The following is a 19,422-nucleotide window of genomic DNA, read 5'->3' as shown; positions in this document are numbered from 1 at the left end:
CTAGAAAAGTGACATCTGGTTTGAATTGTCGTCTTCCTTCTTCGGCTGGTTTACCTCAAACGGAATATCGTCAATATCTTGGTTAATCTCATCAGGCTCAGGACGATCGTCCTCATCCTTGATTACCGGTTCAAGCTCCGTAATGTCCTTTACTTCGTAAGTTGACAGACGTTTCCCCTTTGCTTTCCACGATTTTACGCCAATAAACTCAGCCACTTCTATAATTTCATTTTCCCGCTCTTCATTCTTCCCGCCGAAGGTGATCTCCAAACGCGGATAATGCACCCAGGTAATACTAACCAGTTTATTGTCGGGATGTTCACCGATAAAACGGACCAGCTTCCCTTCCGGTTCATCAATTTCGAAACGTTTCACATAGTAAAACTGCTGTTCGGCGTCAAAATAAACCGCAGAAAGGACTTTCCGTTTGTCGAATTTTTCGATGGTGAGAATATTATCGCCAAAGTGGTTGCTCAGATCGTAATTGTACAACTGGAATTCCCCGTTTTTGTAGATAACCAGGATCTCATCTTCTCCCGAGAACTCGCCCAGGAAAACTCCGCGGCTATCGGCATTCAAACGTAAAACATCGGGATCGAACCAGATCTTGCGGCCACCCAGAGTAGAAACACCTTTTTCCTTCAGCGAGATTTTATGGACATCGTACTTGGTAAGAATGTTCCCCATCGACTGACGGCCTTTGATGGCCAGCTCCCCAAGGTCGACTTCAAAAATCAGCTTTTTAATACGCGGTTTGGGTTTTAACACCACCCGCAATGTTTCAGCTTCTCCGTTGGGGTTGGCCGAAAAATAAGCAATCCTCGATCCCTTAGTTTCCTTGGTCAGATTGTATTCTTTGTCGCGGGTTACACCGGTTACCGAAAAGCGTTTCATGTAAAAAACACCCGACTCACCGTCTTTGTAAACCACGTTGTAAATGGTACGCTTGTCGTTCTTTTTGAAAACTGCCACGTGCAATGGATTTTTCCCGATAAAGGCTTTGTCTGAAACCTTCGAGATGAAATATTTGCCATCGCGGTGGAACACAATGATGTCGTCGATATCGGAACAGTCGCAAACGTATTCTGCTTTTTTCAGCGAAGTTCCAATAAATCCTTCGTTCCTGTCGAGATAGAGTTTTTCGTTGTTCACTACCACTTTGGTCGCGACAATGCTTTCAAAACTCCGGATTTCGGTTTTTCGCGGAAAGTTCTTCCCGTATTTATCTTTCAGGTGCTGGAACCATTTGATGGTGAACGGTACAATGTTTTCAATGTCGTTCAGCACTTCTGCAATCTCGTCTTCAATGGCCTGTAGCTGATCGTTGGCTTTGTCGGTATTGAATTTCAGGATACGCGCCATCCTGATTTCCATCAGCTTAAGAATATCATCACGCGTAATTTCTCTTCTTAGCTTTGGTTTCCACGGATCAAGACGCTGATCGATGTGTGCGATCGCCATGTCCATGTTCTCAGATTCTTCAAACTTCTTATCCTTGTAAATGCGCTCTTCAATAAATATTTTCTCAAGCGACAAAGAATGCCATTGTTCTTCCAGTTCGAACTTCCTGATCTCAAGCTCCAGTTTCAGAAGTTCCAGGGTGCTGTCGGCCGATCGTTTTAATATCTTGGAAACGCCAATAAACAACGGTTTGTCGTTTTCGATGATACAGGAGTTGGGCGCCAGCGAAACCTCACAATCAGTAAAGGCATACAGCGCGTCAATGGTTTTATCGGATGAAACACCCGGAGCCAGATGCACCAGGATCTCAACGTTTGCTGCCGTATTATCGTCGATCCGCTTGATCTTAATCTTACCTTTTTCGTTGGCCTTGATAATCGACTCGATCAGTGAAGTGGTATTTTTACTGAAAGGGATTTCGGTAATAACCAGGGTCTTGTTGTCCTGTTTTTCGATTTTCGCCCGTACTTTAATCGTACCTCCGCGAACTCCATCGTTGTATTTACTAAAGTCGGCCGAGCCACCTGTCGGAAAGTCAGGATAAAGCACAAAATCCTGACCTTTCAGGTAACAGATAGAAGCATCCAGCAGTTCGTTAAAGTTATGCGGGAACAACTTGGAGGCAAGCCCCACAGCGATACCTTCTACTCCCTGTGCCAGCAACAACGGGAACTTCACCGGAAGTGTTACCGGCTCGCGTTTACGCCCATCGTACGAAAGCTTCCACTCGGTTGTTTTTGGATTGAAAAGAACTTCGAGCGCAAATTTCGACAAACGTGCTTCAATGTATCGGGGAGCAGCAGCCCCATCGCCCGTTAGGATGTTTCCCCAGTTTCCCTGCGTATCAATCAAAAGTTCCTTCTGCCCCAATTGAACGATTGCATCACCAATGGAAGCATCTCCGTGGGGGTGATATTGCATGGTTTGCCCGATAACGTTGGCTACCTTGTTGTAACGACCATCGTCCATCTCGCGCATGGCGTGCAAAATACGTCGCTGCACAGGCTTCAGTCCGTCGTTTATGTAAGGGACGGCACGTTCAAGAATTACATACGAAGCATAGTCGAGAAACCAGTTGCGGTACATCCCCGACAAATAAGTGATTTCCTCCGGCGTGTTATCGTCCTGAATTTCTTCCTGATTCAAATTCTCTTCTGACATTCTTTCTCTTCAAAATTAGCGGTCTGCCCTCGCGGGCCAATCTATTTTTTTAAGCCACTTCGTCTTTTTCAACGTACAGGTTATCAATAATGAAGTCCTGACGCTCGGGTGTGTTTTTTCCCATGTAAAATTCCAGCATTTGCGATACCGATTCGTGCTTTTTCATCTGCACCGGATCCAGGCGAATGTCATCGCCAATAAAATTCTGGAACTCGTCGGGCGAAATCTCTCCCAATCCTTTAAAGCGGGTAATCTCCGGTTTTCCTCTCAACTGATCAATGGCTGCCTGTTTCTCGGTTTCCGAGTAGCAGTAAATGGTTTTTTGCTTGTTTCGCACCCTGAACAAAGGAGTCTGCAAAATAAACACGTGCCCCTTTTTGATCAGTTCCGGGAAAAACTGCAAAAAGAAGGTGATCAGCAGCAAACGGATGTGCATTCCGTCAACGTCGGCATCGGTTGCGATAATCACTTTGTTGTAACGAAGGTCTTCCATGCTGTCTTCGATATTCAGCGCGGCCTGCAACAAATTAAACTCTTCGTTTTCGTATACCACTTTTTTGGTTAAGCCAAAAGTATTCAATGGCTTACCCCTCAAACTAAATACGGCTTGTGTATTTACGTTTCTGGATTTGGTAATGGAACCACTGGCCGAGTCACCCTCGGTAATAAAAATGCTCGAAGCTTCTTTCTGTTCGTGAGAGCTGTTGAAATGCACCCGGCAATCGCGCAGCTTTTTGTTGTGAAGATTGGCCTTTTTAGCCCGTTGTTTGGCCAGTTTTTTAATCCCGGAAATGGCTTTTCGCTCTCTTTCCGACTCCACAATCCGGCGGTGCAGCACTTCTGCCGTATCCGGATTTTTGTGCAAAAAGTTATCCAGTTCCTTTTGCAAGAAATTACCGACGTGTGCTCTTACCGAAGGCCCGTCGGGACCAATATCTCTGGAACCAAGTTTGGTTTTGGTTTGCGACTCAAATACAGGCTCCTCAACCTTAATACTGATGGCCGCCACAATCGATGCACGAATGTCTGACGGATCAAATTCCTTCTTGTAAAAATCTCTGATCGTTTTTACCAGTACCTCGCGAAAAGCCTGTAAGTGGGTTCCCCCCTGGGTCGTGTGTTGTCCGTTAACGAACGAATAATAGTCCTCCCCATATTGGTTTCCATGCGTTATGGCCACCTCAATATCTTCTCCTCTTAAATGTATAATTGGGTAAATTGGGTCATGGTCCATGTTCTCTTCCAACAGGTCGCGCAGCCCGTTACGCGAATAAAAACGCTCTCCGTTGAATTCCACAGAAAGTCCCGAATTCAGGAAAGTATAGTTTTTCATCATGTTCACAATGTAGTCGCTGATGTAGCGGTACTTTTTGAACACGGTTACATCGGGAATAAAAGTTACTTCTGTTCCGTTTTCCTCCGGAACACCCTGAAGATCTTTTTCACCCTGCTTGATGCCCTTGCTGAAATAAACTTCTTTTGCTACCCCTTCGCGAACGGCCTTGATCGTAAAATCGGACGAAAGCGCGTTTACTGCTTTAATCCCAACACCGTTTAATCCTACTGATTTTTTGAAAACCTTGTTGTCGTATTTGGCTCCGGTATTCATTTTACTGACCACGTCCACCAGTTTTCCGAGAGGTATGCCACGGCCATAGTCGCGAATGGTGACCCTGTCCTGATCCACATTCACCACGATCTTTTTACCAAAGCCCATCATAAACTCATCGATCGAGTTGTCCATCACTTCCTTCAACAGCACATAAATACCATCGTCGGCTGATGACCCGTCGCCAAGTTTCCCAATGTACATACCCGGACGCCTCCGGATGTGTTCCTGCCAATCTAAGGTTTTAATAGTTCCTTCGTCGTAGTTTGCGCTCATAACCTAATTTCCAGATTTATATTCCGGATACAGAACGCCGACATTATTGAAATTTATCTGGGGAATGCTGTATTTCAAATAACTGCGGAGTTCACCGGATTGCCACAAATATAATTAAATCAACCTGTATTTTGCCTTTTTGGCGGCTTCATTAACTAACAATGATTAGTTGAAAAATAGTGAATAAGAATCCTCCTGAAAAGCACTCAAATAAAGAGAAAATAAGAGAAAGAGTCGCATTAAAAGGAAAGCTCCCCGCCATTCTTGATAATTTATTCAACTGCTGCCAAAGCGGCAATCGAAACGATACTCAAAGAAGCAAAAGTTTATAGGAAATACCGATTTTTCGGAATATCTGCTTACGCAAACAAACCAGATACAACTCTAAATAATCCCCATTTTTTTCATCAGAAAAGTAGCATTCATGGTTTTGGTAAACCCGTCCGATAGTTTGTAATCAAACACCAGTTCGTCGTTCTCAATCCTGATTTCAAAACACTTATTGAATACCTGTTCGGGGAATTCCTGTTGCATCTCGCTTAGTTTAAGATCGTGGGTAGCAATCAGCGAAACCGACTGATACTGCACCAGCTTCCGAATCAGTTCTTTTGAGCCGTTCAGCTTGTCGACCGAGTTGGTACCTTTCAGCATTTCATCCAAAATCACGAAAATACGGTCACCGTTCTGCAGGCGGTCCAGCACTCCTTTAATACGCTTCAATTCAGCAAAAAAGTACGACTCATCTTTTAACAACGAATCCGTTGTCCGCATGTTGGTATAAAGATCGATGGGCGTTACCGTCATACTTTGCGCACAAACCGATGCACCCGACTGTGCCAGCAACAAATTTACGCCGAGCGTGCGCAAAAAGGTACTTTTCCCGGCCATGTTCGCCCCGGTTACAATCATCACTTTCGACCAGCCATCAATCCCAAAATCGTTGCAAACCCTCTTTTCCTGCCGGATGAGTGGGTGCCCCAACTCTTTTGCGTCAAGAACAAAATCGTCGTCGTTGATAAGCGGATATACAAAATCGGGATGATTGTCGGCATAATTGGCCAAACTGATTAGCGCATCCACTTCGGCAACAACATCTATCCATTTTACCAGGCTTTGGTGGTGCTCCCGGTGCCAGCGCCAAAGCTCAAACACACAACGAATGTCCCACAGCAAGAACGAATTCAGAACAGAGCCCACCAACAGATTTTGACGGTACTCAAACTCCTCCACCCTTTTCTTTAGCTGCCTGAATGTTTGTCCCGCCGAAGGATGCTTGATAGCTTGCTGAAGATTCTGAAGATAGGCAGATTGAAAATCCTGCTGCTCCACTTGATCCAGCAGCAGCATGTATTTGGAAAGTAACCGCGATTTCCGGCCAAAGAAGCTGAAATAATGCGAGATGCGCTTCCGGTAGAAATACACCATTAGCCATTGAGTAAAAATGGCGAGCACCAAATATGTATTGGAAATTCCCAGAACCGCCGGAATGATTGCGAGCAATGTTAAAGCCGGAATCAGCCGAATGATCCATTTGGTTGCTTCCGGACTTCTGAGGTCAAACTCAGTTTCCGACCAACCGGTAATTTCCCGGCTCAGTGCTTCGGTCTCTTCAAAAAGCTTTCCTTCAGCTAAAAACTGCAAACGCCACTCCCTCTTTCCTGAAAGCTCGCGTACCGCCTGCTGCCTGCTTTCAATTTCTTCTTTGTTTGTCGATGACTTTATAAACCACGAGGCCAGCTTTTTCGCCCCGCCAATTGTGGATGTGCGATTCAGGTACTGGTAAAGCGACCCGTCGCCAAACAAATCCAGGTCGTACGAAAAAAAGTGGTTGGTATCGAGAAATTCAGCGCCGTTTTTAAAGTGCAGAAACGAATGATCCAGTGCCAGCAATTCATCCTCCGTCAGCTGTTTTAACACGGCACACTTTTTCCGTTGCCGGTCGAGCCGGAGGTTCACTTTTATGAGGTAGAAAAACAAAACAAGCAAACCCAGGGTCAGCAATCCTGTAACCCAACTTAATTCCAGAAACGAAAACGGAAAGAAAAGCGCAATAAAAACCGACAGCCGGTACCAGGCCAGCCACCTGATCTTTCGCATAAGGTTTTTTAGTTCTTTTTCAAAAAGCTTGTTTTGTTCCTGGTTAAATGTGCGGGCGTTGTTCATTTACAAATAATTATAACGATGCAGGAGATACGTAACAATAAATACGGTTGCCACAAGCGCAGTAAACACCAGCCAGATAATGCCTGATTCTTCGCCACGCAGCGCTGTTTTTTCGATCTTAGGCGACCGGGTGTAAAAAAAATGATTCTCCACAAACATGGTCAGCTTAAAAACAAGCAGCCCCACGCCTACACCCAGCAATGTACCTCCCAGTATATCAAACGGATAATGAACACCAGAATAAATACGCGAATAACTAAAGACAGCCGCCCACAAGAAAAGCAGCAGCGTGTAGCCTCTTTGCTTAAAAATCAGCGACGTAAAAACCAGGATGGCCACCGAATTGGCTGCATGTGCCGAAACAAATCCGTACATGCCTCCTTTGCGTAATACATTGTGCACCAGGTGTTCGATCGACGGATCGTGCACCGGTCTCAAGCGCTGAAACCCGGCTTTCATCAAACCGGAAATCTGATCGGCACCAAGCACAACCAAGGCCAAACCGATAACGATTATAATGGCTTTAGAACGGTAATTTTTAATAAAGTAAAACAGGATTATTGCAAAAAACGGGAACCATGTTTCCTGCCGGGTAACCAGCATCATAATCGTATCCCAGAAATCGTTGTGAAAACTGTTCAGGTACAAAAACAGCTCCTTATCCCATTCCAATATCGTGTCTAAAAATCCCATTAACTATTTAATATTTCCCAGATTTTGTCTTTCAATACCTGGATGTTTTTCCCTGTTACCGAAGAAAAGAACATGTGCGGAATCCCCTTTAATTCTCGACTGATCTCTTTCATCAGCTCCTCATCCAGCATATCGGCTTTACTGATCGCGAGATAACGTTGCTTGTCGAGTAGTTCCGGGTTGTATTTCTCCAGCTCATCCATTAAAATTCGGTATTCTTTCAGATGATCCTTACTGTCGGCCGGAACCATAAACAAAAGCATTGAATTTCGCTCGATGTGCCGCAAAAAGCGCAGTCCCAAACCACGCCCCTCGTGTGCTCCCTCAATAATTCCGGGAATATCGGCCATCACAAACGAACGTTGCTCGCGGTGCCCCACAATTCCAAGATTTGGCACCAGCGTGGTAAACGGATAATCGCCAATTTTTGGCTTGGCTGCCGAAACCACCGACAAGAGAGTCGATTTCCCGGAGCTGGGGAAGCCCACCAAGCCTACGTCGGCCAGTACTTTCAGCTCCAGAATCATCCAGCTTTCCTGCCCTTCTTCTCCGGGCTGTGCAAACCGCGGCGTCTGATAGGTAGCCGATTTAAAATGATCGTTACCAAGACCGCCACGCCCGCCTTTCAATAAAACCTTGCTTTCGCCGTGCTGGGTTATCTCAAACAAAAACTCCCCCGATTCGGCATCGCGGGCAATGGTCCCGAGCGGTACTTCCAGTACAATGTCTTCACCATCGGCTCCGGTACTACGTTGTTTTCCGCCCGACTCACCGTTCCCGGCCTTAATGTGTTTTTTATACTTTAAATGAAGAAGGGTCCACATGTGCTGGTTTCCTTCCAGGATAATGTGTCCACCCCGGCCGCCATCACCGCCATCAGGGCCACCTTTGGCCACAAACTTCTCTCTGCGCAAATGCGCCGATCCGGCACCACCGGCACCCGATTTACAGTGTATTTTCACGTAATCAACAAAATTCGTCTCGGCCATTTTTCTTCTTTTAAATGTTCCTTTACTTTACCAACAAAGGTGAGAAATCCGGTTAGCATACAGAATTCCCACCTTTTTAAGCTGCTTCAACTGAAGCCTAAAACTTTTCGATCACCTGCTTTAACCTGTCGGCAATCTCTTCTATACTTCCCATTCCGTCGATACCAAAATGTTTGCCCTGCGGCTTATAGTATTCAATCAACGGAAGTGTTTTATCTCGGTACACCTGGATACGGTTCTCGATCACTTTCTGATTCTGATCATCGACCCTACCCGATACTTTTCCACGGCTTAACAAACGATTGATCAGCTCCTGTTTTTCCACTTCAAGGCTCAGCATTCCGGCAATACCGGTCTCGTGCGCTTCCAGCATCACATCCAACGCCTTTGCCTGGTCCACGGTTCTCGGGAAACCATCAAAAATAAAGCCTCGCGCCTCGCTGTGGGTTTCCAGAATTGTTTCAATCATTTTTACCACCAGGTGGTCGGGCACCAATTCGCCCTTGTCCATAAACTTTTTGGCCTCCACCCCTAACTCAGAACCGGCGGCAATTTCACTCCGTAAAATCTCTCCGGTCGACAAATGTATCAACCCGTAGGATTTTATCAGGAATTCAGCCTGGGTTCCCTTTCCAGCTCCGGGAGGGCCAAATAATACAATATTTAACATGTTGATTTTTGGTTATTTTTCGGTTATTCTTTTACGATTGAATATATGTCAATCAAATTTCGGCCATGCCCGTCATAATCCAGTCCGCAGCCCACAATAAAATCATTCGGAATTTCAATTCCCACATACTTCAGGTCTACGTCCTTTTTAAGTGCATCGGGTTTCAAAAGCATGGTTGCCACCAATACTTCTTTCGGATTCATGCGTTTTAGCTGTTGCTGAATGTTGTCGATGGTAATCCCGGTATCCACAATGTCCTCAAGCACCACCACAGTTCTCCCCTCAATGTCTTCGTTCAACCCGATCAGTTCTTTAACCGTACCGGTTGTTTGGTCGCCTACATAAGAAGCCAATTTTACAAATGAAATTTCGGATTCAACAAAGTTTATCCTTTTAAAAAGCTCGGCAGCAAACATAAACGATCCGTTCAGAATGCACAGAAAGAGCGGATTTTTACCTACCAGTTCGGCGTTCATTTTTTCAGCCATTTGTTCAACTACCGACTGAATCTTTTCGTGAGAAATGAATAACTCGAACTCTTTATCGTGAATTTTAACCCGCTTCATGAAAATCTTTGATTTTTATTAATACTTAAATTGCCTTAAATTCGCCTTGAAAATTTGGGCTACAAAATAACAAAAACAATTCGAGTATCAGAAAATAAAACTTAAATATGACACCAAAAGTTAGCATTATCATGGGTAGCACTTCCGATCTGAATGTGATGGAAAAAGCCGCCAAATTATTTGATGAATTCGAAATCCCTTTTGAGATCAATGCTTTGTCGGCCCACCGTACGCCAGAGGAAGTGGAAGTTTTTGCCAAAGGCGCGAAAGACCGTGGCATAAAAGTGATTATAGCGGGTGCCGGAATGGCCGCTCATTTGCCGGGGGTTATTGCCGCCATGACGCCGCTTCCGGTCATCGGAGTTCCCATCAATGCGAGCCTTTCTGGGTTCGACTCGGTTCTGGCCATTCTGCAAATGCCTCCCGGAATTCCGGTGGCAACCGTCGCCGTTAATGGTGCCATGAATGCCGCTATTTTAGCCGTACAAATGATGGCAACCGGCGACGAAGCACTGATGCAAAAAATGATACAATACAAGGAAGAGCTGAAGAAAAAAATTGTAAAGGCCAACCAGGAGTTAGCCGAAGTTAAATTTAAGTTCAAGACAAACTAAGCTTAACAAAACATTTTTTCGTACATTTAACAGGGCGCAGTAATTTTTATCTGCGCCTTGTTTTGTATGAGAAAGCCCTTTCAAATACAACTGTTGTTTCTGTTTTTATCGCTTGCGTCGATAGCCTCTGAGAACCGCACCGCCGGAGCCCGTTCGGTAGCACTCTCGCATGCCAGTGTCTCCCTTAGCGATGCATGGAGCACTTTTCACAACCAGGCCACACTTACCCATGTTTCCCAACTTTCGGCCGGGATCTACTACGAATCACGCTTTATGTTGGAAGAACTCTCGCTGACTGCCGGAACCTTCTCGTCTCCCGTTTTTGGAGGCACTGCCGGAATAAGTTTTTATCAGTTTGGCAAAGGAAGCTACAAAGAATCAAAGTTAGGGCTGGCCTTTGCCAAGCAGCTTTCAAAACGATTAAGCGCCGCGCTTCAACTCGATTACTTCTCGAACCGCTTTCCCGAAAACGAGGGCGCCTTTGCCTTTTTTACCTTCGAATGCGGGGTGCTTTATCAACTAACCCCGGAACTGGCGTTGGGAGCGCATGTTTTTAACCCCGTACGAAATGGCTTTGAAACCTACTACGGCCCACAAAAAATGCCATTTACTTATCGGCTGGGAGGCCATTATCAGCTTTCGGGAAATGTGCTGTTAAGTGCCGAAGTTCAGAAATCTTCTGATTTTCCGGCTCAAATAAAATCAGGACTGGAGTTTATGCCGGTAAAAAATCTTGCCTTTCGGCTGGGAGTTTCAGGCAAGCCCTTCAATTATTCGGGCGGAATCGGTTATTCTTTTGGAAATATTTCCACCGACTTTGCCTTTAGCTACCACGGCAACCTGGGGTTCACTCCTTCCGTTTCCATTCAATTTCATTTACAATGAAAAGAGCAGCCCAACATATTATCCTGTTTCTGCTTTGGGGTATTCCGTTTTTATCCGTTGGCCAGAATATTTCGCCGGATAAGATCATTGAAACCATTGTGGAATCGCAGCTCGAAAACATGGAAGAGGAGGCCGACGCAGCGCTGATTATCGAAGATCTGGAACAACTGTTGAATGATCCAATCAACATTAACGCCACCACTCCCGACGAACTTTCAAAAATGTATCTGCTAAACAGCATTCAGATCAATAAGCTGTTGGCCTATGTAGATACCTATGGCCCGGTTTATTCCATTTTTGAATTAACCATCATCGACGGATTCACGCCGGAACTACTTCAGAAAATGCAGCTTTTTATTGTTTTTGGTCCTCCGACAACAAGCCCCGCCTCATTCAAGGAAGAAACCAAATACAAACGACAGGAACTGCTGTTACGAAGCCTCGGAACGATTCAAAAAGCACGTGGATACCGGGCAAACGACGAAGGAGTGAAACCCTACGAAGGAAACCGCTTCCGTTATTACAGCCGTTACCGTTTTGAAGCCGGCGACAAACTCTCCGCCGGACTGACCACCGAAAAAGATCCGGGCGAAGCATTTTTCAAAGGCTCCAACAAACAGGGCTTCGATTTTTACTCGGGCAATGTAAGCCTGAAGATCAACCCTGTTTTTGAGCGGATAACCGTAGGCGATTTTATTGTTCGCAGCGGACAAGGTTTGGTGCTTTGGCAAGGCTTCTCTCCCGGCAAATCGGCCGATGTTCTGGGAATCATGAAATACGGCCAGGGAATCAGGCCCTATACTTCAGTGGATGAAAATCTTTATTTCCGCGGAGCAGCCACCAGCATTCAACTAAAAAAGAATACGATCCATCTTTTTGTTTCGCAAAAGAATGCTGATGCCAACCTGGACACAGATATTAACGAATCACCTGTTTTTACCAGCCTGCAAACTTCGGGATACCATCGCACACAAAGCGAGATCGCCGATGAAAAGTCAGTTAAATACAGGAATGCAGGAGTTGTTCTTTCACGAACCTTTTCGAAACTGAAATTGGGCACCACTTTCATCTACCAGCATTTCAACAAGCCATTTTCCCCGGGAGATCAATTGTACAATCAATTCAAATTTAAGGGAACAGAAAATTTCACCGGAGGAGTTGACTACCTGTTTAGCTCCGGTAAGTACCAGTTGTTTGGTGAGGCGGCCGTTTCAAAATCGGGAGGGAAAGCCTTTTTGCAGGGAACCATCATCCATCTGAATGACCGGCTGAATGTAGCAGCGCAATTCCGTTATTTCAACAAAAACTACCACGCACTATGGGGGCAGGCCTTTTCCGAGAGCAGCACGGTTACCAACGAAACCGGATTTTACATGGGTATCCGCTTTCTTCCGGCCAAAAGGATCACTTTAGCTGCCTATTCCGATTTTTACCGCTCGCCCTGGATTTCCTATACCACTGCCGGTCCTGCGTTAGGTCACGACATTTTTGCACAGGCAGATTTTCAATTTTCAGAAAAATTCAAATGCTACCTTCGGGTAAAGTCAGAAACAAAAGACCAGAAAAACAAAGCAGAGAAACTTTATGTGAATTTATCGGAACGCACGCAGCGAATCAGGCTTCATGCTGAATATTTCATCACCGAAAAGCTGAGATGGAGCAGCCGACTGGAGCACTCTTCGTTTCGTGGCAGCGAAAAAGAACACGGAATACTGGCTTACCAGGATTTACTGTACAAACCAACATTAATCCCGCTCAGCCTGTCAGGCAGGCTTGACTATTTCAACACAAGCACTTACGACGCCCGCATTTACGCGTACGAGAACGACCTGCTTTATACCTTCTCGGTACCCGCTTTCTTCGGCAAAGGCTGGAGAACTTACCTAAACCTTAAATACAAAATTTCGGACCGGGCAGAGCTTTGGTTCAAGCTTGCCAACACGCACTGGACCGACCGTAACATCATCGGATCGGGATATAACGAGATAGCCGGGAAAGATAAAACCGAAGTAAAAATGCAGCTCAGGTTGAAATTTTAATTTTGAATGTGTTACTTTGCTGAGTTAAATCATCAAAAATGACGGGCTACAATTTCGATGACATTCGTCCTTATTACGATTCGGAAGTAAAGCAAAAGATGCGTTTACTACTGAAAGACAGGGTTTTTGACGAGGTACTAATGATCCTGTTCAAAAATCGTCCGAAAGTGGAAATGGTGAAATTTCAGCTGCGACGTATCAAAAGCGTCAAACAGCTGCAGGGTGTTTTTGTTTATGACCTGCTGCATTGGCTGGTGGATAAAACCTCTAACGGGCTGAAATGTAGCGGAATTGATAAACTGGATAAGAAGAAACCTTATCTTTTTATTTCCAATCACCGCGACATTATTCTGGATGCCGCCCTTCTGAACGTACTCATTTTTGAACACGGGATGAATACCACGGAAATTGCTATCGGAGACAACCTCTTACAATACGAATGGATCGAACATACGGTAAAACTCAACCGTTCGTTTGTCATCAGAAGAAACCTTGCCCCGCGCGAGTTAATGACTGCTTCGCGAAAAGTGTCGCACTTTATCCGTAAGTCGATTACAGAGGATAATATGTCGATCTGGATCGCCCAGCGTGAAGGCCGTACTAAAGACGGGAACGACAAAACCCAGGACAGTGTTCTTAAAATGCTCAACATGAGCAACAAAAACACGATCTCGGAAGGTTTTAATGAGCTCAACATTGTTCCGGTTTCCATCTCTTATGAAATTGAACCCTGTGGATTGGCTAAGCTAAAAGAGCTGATCAAAAAAGAACATTACGGTCAGCTAAAAACCAGCAAAGACGACCTGAAAAGTATGTCGATGGGAATGTTTGCACCCAAAGGAAGAATGCGCTTTGCCTTTGGCGACCCGATTGAAACACATTTTCCGCCGGCCGAGAACAACGAACAACGTAACAAATACATCCGCGACATTGCCGAAATGATCGATACGCAGATCTATAAAAACTTCAAGCTATGGCCCAGTAATTACGTTGCTTACGACATGCTGATGCAGGAACACCGCTTCAAAGACAAATACACGGCCGAAGAGCAAAAGAAATTCGAAATTATGGTGGAACAAGCCATGGTTCATGTGGATTTTCCGGTGACCGATATCCAGGAACGCTTTCTGAAATTATACGCCAACCCGGTGATTAACAAACTTAAAGTGAAGAATATCTAATATGCGTTCTGTTATTTGGGATTGGAACGGAACGTTGCTCAACGATCTGGACTTTTGTATTTCAACCATCAACCAGCTTCTTGAAAAAAGAGGCCTCAATTTGCTTGACCACGTTCAGTACAAGGATGTATTTTCGTTCCCCGTAAAAGATTATTATACCACCATCGGGTTCGATTTCAGCAAAGAAGACTTTTCGATTCCGGCCCGCGAGTTTATCGACTTGTACAACAACGGGGTGAAAAACTGCGATTTACACAGTCAAACCCACGCCGTCCTCGACTTTTTCAAAAACTCAAGGAAACGGCAGTTCGTACTTTCGGCCATGCAACAAAACATGCTGCACGAAACGCTCGACCACCAGAATATTCTCAACTATTTTGAAGGAATTGCCGGGTTAAATGACCACTATGCCGCGTCTAAAATTGAACGGGGAGAACAATTGATTGAATTGTACCAGATTCGAAAAGAAAATGCGGTTATGATCGGGGATACGATTCACGACTACGAAGTGGCCGAAAAACTGGGAATTACCTGCATCCTGATTGCCAACGGACATCAGTCGAAAGAAAGACTGGAAAGCACCGGAGCCTTTGTTGCCGATAAACTGGAAGATCTGATGGATCCTGAATTTCTCCGATTACTGCCTTGAACTACCAGCCAAACGATTCGCGCTTTTTGATATCGCGGATAAATAACTGAAGACTGGTTTTGCCACGGTATTCGTTTTCGTTGATCGAGTAGCAAATATCAAAAGGAGAACCGGAAGTGATCAGGTCGTAAGCATCCGACTGGTTAAAAGCGATCCCGGGGAAAATACCGGAATTTACATCGGGCTCTACCAAATCCAGTTTCAGGTGTTCTTTGTTTTTCCCTACGCAACGGCTGGTTCCGGCATCAAAAACATCTTCCGTAACAAATACCGGCATCATATTGTGTGGCCCGAAAGGCGCAAACTGTTTCAGTATGCGAAAGAAACGCGGGGTGATTTCACTCAGCGTAATTTTTGCGTCAATTTCAATCGACTGAATTTGTTGCTGATCGGTAATCTGACGCGTCACAATTTCTTCAAAGCGCTTTTTAAATTCCGGAATGTGTTCGATTTTCATGGTAAGCCCGGCGGCATACATGTGGCCTCCGTACGACTCCAGCAAATCGCTGCACTGCCCGATGGCTTCGTACAAATCGAAATCGCGCACTGAACGGGCCGATCCGGTAGCCAGTCCGTTCGATTCGGTAAGAATCACCGTTGGCCTGTAATAGTATTCCGTAACACGCGAAGCCACGATCCCGACAACCCCTTTGTGCCAGTCTCGATTATATAAAACCGTACTGTTCATCGCTTTTAGCTCCGCACTGTTTTCAATGGTATCCAGCGCTTCCTGGGTAATGTCGCGGTCCAGCGTTTTCCGGATTTCATTAAACGAGTCAATTTCTTCCCCCAAAAGGTCCGACTTATCCACATCGTCAGAAACCAGAATTTGCACCGATTTCTTTCCGTGCTCGATCCTTCCCGAAGCATTTAAACGCGGCCCGATCTTAAAAACAATATCACTGATGGTGATGTCGCTTCCGTTGATTCCGGCAAAATTGATAATGGTTTGCAGCCCCACTCCCGGATCCGAATTCAGTTTCTTCAGTCCGTAGTAAGCCAGCACCCGGTTCTCGCCTGTAATGGGCACAATGTCGGCTGCAATACTCACTGCCACCAAGTCGAGCAGGTCATAAATTTCTTCATGGTCAATCTCGTTTTTGATACAGAAAGCCTGCAGTAATTTAAAACCAACCCCACAACCTGAAAGTTCTTTGTAAGGATATTCGCACCCGGGCTGTTTGGGATCCAGCACAGCTGTTGCGTTTGGCACCTGTTCTCCTGGGTTGTGATGATCGCAGATAATAAAGTCGATCCCAAGTTCTTTGGCTTTTTCAATCTTCTCAACCGCTTTAATTCCGCAGTCGAGCGCAACAATCAGCGTCACTCCGTTTTCGGCAGCGTATTCAATGCTTTTGGGCGAAATCCCATAACCTTCGCTGTACCTGTCGGGAATGTAATATTCAATCTCTTTGATTCTTTCTTTCAGGAAAAGATACATCAGGGCCACAGAAGTAGTGCCATCCACATCGTAATCGCCGTAAACAATTACTTTCTCCTGTTTTTCAATGGCTCTTTCCAGACGTTCCACCGCTTCTTTCATATTTTTCATCAGAAACGGATCGTGCAGATCACTTAGGCGGGGACGAAAAAAAGCTTTGGCTTCGTTGTAGGTTTTAATGCCCCTGTCGACCAGCAGACGGGCGATTACCATGTTTACGTTCAACGCAGCGGAAAGGTGTTTTACCTCGTTTTGGTCGCCTTGTTTTTTAAAGTTCCAGATTTTTTCCATTCCGCGTTTTTGTTGATTCCTGAAAAGAAGTTAGCAAAGATACAAAATGCCCGTTCATATAGAAAAAAAACCTAAAATTGTCCGATTATTTTTTCAACACTGCTACAAAGCCAAATACATCCGGAAATACAGGTTTCGTTTCTGTTCTCATCTCGCTAAAACCGGCAAGCGATTCATGAACACTATGTTATCGTTTAAAAACTTTGGCGGCATTTCGCAAACAGGAAAAAGCACGAGCAACTTGTTTTATTATCTTTGCCGAAATTTTTGCAAACATTCAGCAAGTTACCTCTTTGTCTCCGGCAAAATAGCTTGAATTTTCCGGCAGAAGGGGAACCAAAAACAGATTATAAAATGAGTCACCAGGAATTAAGCGAACAGGAGTTAATCAGAAGAAATTCGTTGCAAAAAATGCGGGAATTGGGGATTGAGCCCTACCCTGCTGCACAGTATCATGTAAACGCTACTTCTGCCGCTATAAAAAATAACTACAAGGAAGAAGACAATAATTTCCAGGATGTTGTGATTGCCGGACGACTGATGAGCCGCCGCATCATGGGGAAAGCAGCATTTGCCGAAATCCAGGATCAGGAAGGGCGTATTCAGATTTACATAAACCGCGATGAAATTTGCACAGTAGAAGACAAAACCCTGTACAACGAGGTATTCAAAAAGCTGCTTGACATTGGTGACATTATTGGAGTAAAAGGCTTTGCTTTTATTACGCAAATGGGCGAGCTTACCGTTCATGTAAAAGAGCTTACCGTGCTAAGCAAATCGCTGCGGCCGCTTCCGGTGGTTAAAGAAAAAGAAGGAAAAACATTTGATGCATTTACCGATCCGGAGCAGCGGTACCGTCAGCGTTATGTCGACCTGATCGTGAATCCGCAGGTGAAAGACACCTTTGTAAAACGTACAAAGATCTACAACACCATGCGCCAAATGTTCAACGAATACGGCTACCACGAAGTGGAAACTCCGATTTTGCAGCCGATTCCGGGAGGCGCTGCTGCGCGTCCGTTTATTACGCACCACAACGCGCTGAACATGCCTTTGTACATGCGTATTGCCAACGAGCTTTACCTGAAACGACTGATCGTGGGTGGCTTTGAAGGTGTTTACGAGTTTGCAAAAGACTTCCGCAACGAAGGGATGGACCGCACGCATAACCCGGAATTCACCGTAATGGAGATTTACGTGGCTTACAAAGACTACAAGTGGATGATGGAGTTCACCGAGGAGATTTGCGAACGTGTGGCGCTGGCTTTGCACGGAACAACCAAAGTTCAGCTGGGCGAGCATATTATCGACTACAAAGCTCCGTTCCCACGTGTAACCATGACAGATGCGATTAAAGAACATACCGGTTACGATATCTCCGGAAAATCGGAAGCTGAGTTGCGCGAGATTTGCGACAAACTCGATATTGAGACCGATGAAACAATGGGGAAAGGCAAACTGATCGACGAGATCTTTGGTGAAAAATGTGAGCACCATTACATTCAGCCAACATTTATTACTGACTACCCGGTTGAAATGTCACCACTTACCAAAAAACACCGTGACAACCCGGAACTGACCGAACGTTTTGAGCTGATGGTAAACGGGAAAGAGCTGGCCAATGCTTACTCGGAGCTGAACGACCCGATCGACCAGCGCGAACGTTTTGAAGACCAGCTGAAACTTTCGGAAAAAGGCGACGACGAAGCGATGTTTATCGACCAGGACTTCCTGCGCGCACTGGAATACGGTATGCCTCCTACATCGGGAATGGGCATCGGGATGGACCGTCTGACTATGTTTATGACCAACAGCCCGTCGATCCAGGATGTGTTGTTCTTCCCGCAAATGAAGCCGGAGAAAAAAGCCGTTGAGTTGTCGGAAGATGAGAAAGTGGTTTTCGAACTGCTGAAAGAAACGTCACCGATCGACCTGAACGACTTAAAAGCGAAATCGGAACTCAGCAACAAAAAATGGGACAAAGCCATTAAAGGGCTGACGAGCAAAAAAGTGGCGAAAGTAGAAAATGCCGAAGCCGGACTGACAGTTTCATTGCTATAGACAAATAAAACCAGATAATAGCAGGGCCTCTTCATCAGTTGATGGAGGGGCTTTTTTGTATCCGGGAAAGTTCCAATGATCAATAATAAATTTTCAATTTCTGGTTATTGGAAATTGGGAGTTTTACATTGAATATTTAATCTTTGAAAAGGATGATTCTTCTGGAAAATACGAGGGCAAACTTTCCTTGACTGAGCAGCGCGCCTCAGTCCACCCTGCGGGGATTTTCAGAAATTCGCTAACTACGTTAACGATTTTGCTTCACATCCCGGTAACTTAGATACATCATCACAGAAACCACCATCAGCAAAAGAATTGCATAAGTAATAATTGCTACCATAACTCTAAGTTTTGTCCGACACGTTATGATCCGCGTCGGTTATTTCTGTTTTAAATTACTACGAAACAACCAACGCAAGCACCTGTATTCAAGAAACTTATTAAACACCCTCTGTTTATATGCTTCCGTAAAAAACCCGAAAAGCCTTTGTGCAGAAGGCCTGTGGAACGTTATTCGCTGTTCATAAATTTGTCGTAACTTGTAGTGCATGTTTAATCCAGTGCCTGGTACCAAGCCGTTATTTTGATATTCTCCGGAAGATTATTTGAACGCAAATATTATCCGAGTAAGCCCAAAATCGATAAGAGTAGGCAAAACCAAAATCCTAAAATC

14 protein-coding genes are annotated in these 19,422 nt (G+C 45.0%); 6 read left to right on the top strand and 8 right to left on the bottom strand.

Going from position 1 to position 19,422, the window contains the following annotated elements; translation table 11 throughout:
* From INQ51_RS18365 to hpt, 7 genes are all read right to left on the bottom strand, one after another.
* Positions 1–2,622 carry a DNA gyrase/topoisomerase IV subunit A gene (locus tag INQ51_RS18365; RefSeq protein WP_233379411.1) on the bottom strand — a complete coding sequence of 874 codons (2,622 nt, stop codon included), beginning with the start codon at positions 2,620–2,622 and terminating at the stop codon, positions 1–3.
* 49 nt (positions 2,623–2,671) lie between these two features.
* Entirely contained in the window at positions 2,672–4,507 is a 1,836-nt protein-coding gene (locus INQ51_RS18360) for a DNA topoisomerase IV subunit B (RefSeq protein ID WP_233379410.1), read from the bottom strand.
* 384 nt (positions 4,508–4,891) lie between these two features.
* Positions 4,892–6,670, bottom strand: a complete 1,779-nt coding sequence (locus tag INQ51_RS18355) for a MutS-related protein (RefSeq protein WP_233379409.1) — start codon at positions 6,668–6,670, stop codon at positions 4,892–4,894.
* Positions 6,671–7,363 (bottom strand): phosphatase PAP2 family protein, encoded by a 693-nt coding sequence (locus INQ51_RS18350; protein ID WP_233379408.1) that lies wholly within the window; start codon positions 7,361–7,363, stop codon positions 6,671–6,673. It abuts the gene before it with no gap.
* The gene (gene obgE / locus INQ51_RS18345; protein ID WP_233379407.1) at positions 7,363–8,352 is read right to left on the bottom strand and encodes a GTPase ObgE; all 990 of its coding nucleotides are present in this window, start codon (positions 8,350–8,352) and stop codon (positions 7,363–7,365) included. Before obgE ends, INQ51_RS18350 begins: the two co-directional genes overlap by 1 nt.
* A gap of 97 nt (positions 8,353–8,449) precedes the next feature.
* The gene (locus INQ51_RS18340) at positions 8,450–9,022 is read right to left on the bottom strand and encodes an adenylate kinase (protein WP_233379406.1); all 573 of its coding nucleotides are present in this window, start codon (positions 9,020–9,022) and stop codon (positions 8,450–8,452) included.
* 23 nt (positions 9,023–9,045) lie between these two features.
* Positions 9,046–9,588, bottom strand: coding sequence for a hypoxanthine phosphoribosyltransferase (gene hpt / locus INQ51_RS18335; protein ID WP_119436781.1), 543 nt, complete (start codon positions 9,586–9,588; stop codon positions 9,046–9,048).
* Positions 9,589–9,695: 107 nt separating this feature from the next.
* Between hpt and purE the strand changes: the two genes are divergently transcribed.
* The 5 genes from purE (at position 9,696) to INQ51_RS18310 (ending at position 14,956) form a co-directional block, all read left to right on the top strand.
* On the top strand, positions 9,696–10,202 hold the full coding sequence (gene purE / locus INQ51_RS18330; RefSeq protein WP_233379405.1) for a 5-(carboxyamino)imidazole ribonucleotide mutase: 507 nt from the start codon (positions 9,696–9,698) through the stop codon (positions 10,200–10,202).
* Positions 10,203–10,268: 66 nt separating this feature from the next.
* Positions 10,269–11,087, top strand: coding sequence for a hypothetical protein (locus tag INQ51_RS18325; RefSeq protein WP_233379404.1), 819 nt, complete (start codon positions 10,269–10,271; stop codon positions 11,085–11,087).
* Positions 11,084–13,126 (top strand): helix-hairpin-helix domain-containing protein, encoded by a 2,043-nt coding sequence (locus INQ51_RS18320; RefSeq protein WP_233379403.1) that lies wholly within the window; start codon positions 11,084–11,086, stop codon positions 13,124–13,126. The genes INQ51_RS18325 and INQ51_RS18320 overlap by 4 nt, the downstream gene beginning before the upstream one ends.
* A gap of 38 nt (positions 13,127–13,164) precedes the next feature.
* Positions 13,165–14,307 carry a 1-acyl-sn-glycerol-3-phosphate acyltransferase gene (locus tag INQ51_RS18315; protein ID WP_233379402.1) on the top strand — a complete coding sequence of 381 codons (1,143 nt, stop codon included), beginning with the start codon at positions 13,165–13,167 and terminating at the stop codon, positions 14,305–14,307.
* Position 14,308: 1 nt separating this feature from the next.
* Positions 14,309–14,956: an HAD family hydrolase gene (locus INQ51_RS18310; protein WP_233379401.1), complete on the top strand. Its 648-nt coding sequence runs from the start codon at positions 14,309–14,311 to the stop codon at positions 14,954–14,956.
* A 1-nt stretch (position 14,957) separates the two neighbouring features.
* Here INQ51_RS18310 and recJ read toward each other — a convergent pair whose 3' ends face one another.
* Positions 14,958–16,688: a single-stranded-DNA-specific exonuclease RecJ gene (recJ, locus tag INQ51_RS18305; RefSeq protein WP_233379400.1), complete on the bottom strand. Its 1,731-nt coding sequence runs from the start codon at positions 16,686–16,688 to the stop codon at positions 14,958–14,960.
* 354 nt (positions 16,689–17,042) lie between these two features.
* Between recJ and lysS the strand changes: the two genes are divergently transcribed.
* Positions 17,043–18,749, top strand: coding sequence for a lysine--tRNA ligase (lysS, locus tag INQ51_RS18300; protein ID WP_233379399.1), 1,707 nt, complete (start codon positions 17,043–17,045; stop codon positions 18,747–18,749).
* Positions 18,750–19,422: the final 673 nt, after the last annotated feature.

It is taken from the genome of Maribellus sp. CM-23, from assembly GCF_021354595.1.
In the GTDB taxonomy this organism is placed as follows: Bacteria; Bacteroidota; Bacteroidia; order Bacteroidales; family Prolixibacteraceae; genus Draconibacterium.
This window is presented reverse-complemented; position numbering and strand designations above follow the sequence as displayed.

Excerpts from the sequence above, each read along its gene's own strand:
- INQ51_RS18325 (WP_233379404.1), top strand. The coding sequence starts at position 10,269 with ATGAGAAAGCCCTTTCAAATACAACTGTTGTTTCTGTTTTTATCGCTT.
- purE (WP_233379405.1), top strand. The coding sequence starts at position 9,696 with ATGACACCAAAAGTTAGCATTATCATGGGTAGCACTTCCGATCTGAAT.
- INQ51_RS18340 (WP_233379406.1), bottom strand. The coding sequence starts at position 9,022 with ATGTTAAATATTGTATTATTTGGCCCTCCCGGAGCTGGAAAGGGAACC.
- INQ51_RS18360 (WP_233379410.1), bottom strand. The coding sequence starts at position 4,507 with ATGAGCGCAAACTACGACGAAGGAACTATTAAAACCTTAGATTGGCAG.
- INQ51_RS18315 (WP_233379402.1), top strand. The coding sequence starts at position 13,165 with ATGACGGGCTACAATTTCGATGACATTCGTCCTTATTACGATTCGGAA.
- recJ (WP_233379400.1), bottom strand. The coding sequence starts at position 16,688 with ATGGAAAAAATCTGGAACTTTAAAAAACAAGGCGACCAAAACGAGGTA.
- INQ51_RS18355 (WP_233379409.1), bottom strand. The coding sequence starts at position 6,670 with ATGAACAACGCCCGCACATTTAACCAGGAACAAAACAAGCTTTTTGAA.
- INQ51_RS18365 (WP_233379411.1), bottom strand. The coding sequence starts at position 2,622 with ATGTCAGAAGAGAATTTGAATCAGGAAGAAATTCAGGACGATAACACG.
- INQ51_RS18350 (WP_233379408.1), bottom strand. The coding sequence starts at position 7,363 with ATGGGATTTTTAGACACGATATTGGAATGGGATAAGGAGCTGTTTTTG.
- INQ51_RS18310 (WP_233379401.1), top strand. The coding sequence starts at position 14,309 with ATGCGTTCTGTTATTTGGGATTGGAACGGAACGTTGCTCAACGATCTG.
- hpt (WP_119436781.1), bottom strand. The coding sequence starts at position 9,588 with ATGAAGCGGGTTAAAATTCACGATAAAGAGTTCGAGTTATTCATTTCT.
- INQ51_RS18320 (WP_233379403.1), top strand. The coding sequence starts at position 11,084 with ATGAAAAGAGCAGCCCAACATATTATCCTGTTTCTGCTTTGGGGTATT.
- lysS (WP_233379399.1), top strand. The coding sequence starts at position 17,043 with ATGAGTCACCAGGAATTAAGCGAACAGGAGTTAATCAGAAGAAATTCG.
- obgE (WP_233379407.1), bottom strand. The coding sequence starts at position 8,352 with ATGGCCGAGACGAATTTTGTTGATTACGTGAAAATACACTGTAAATCG.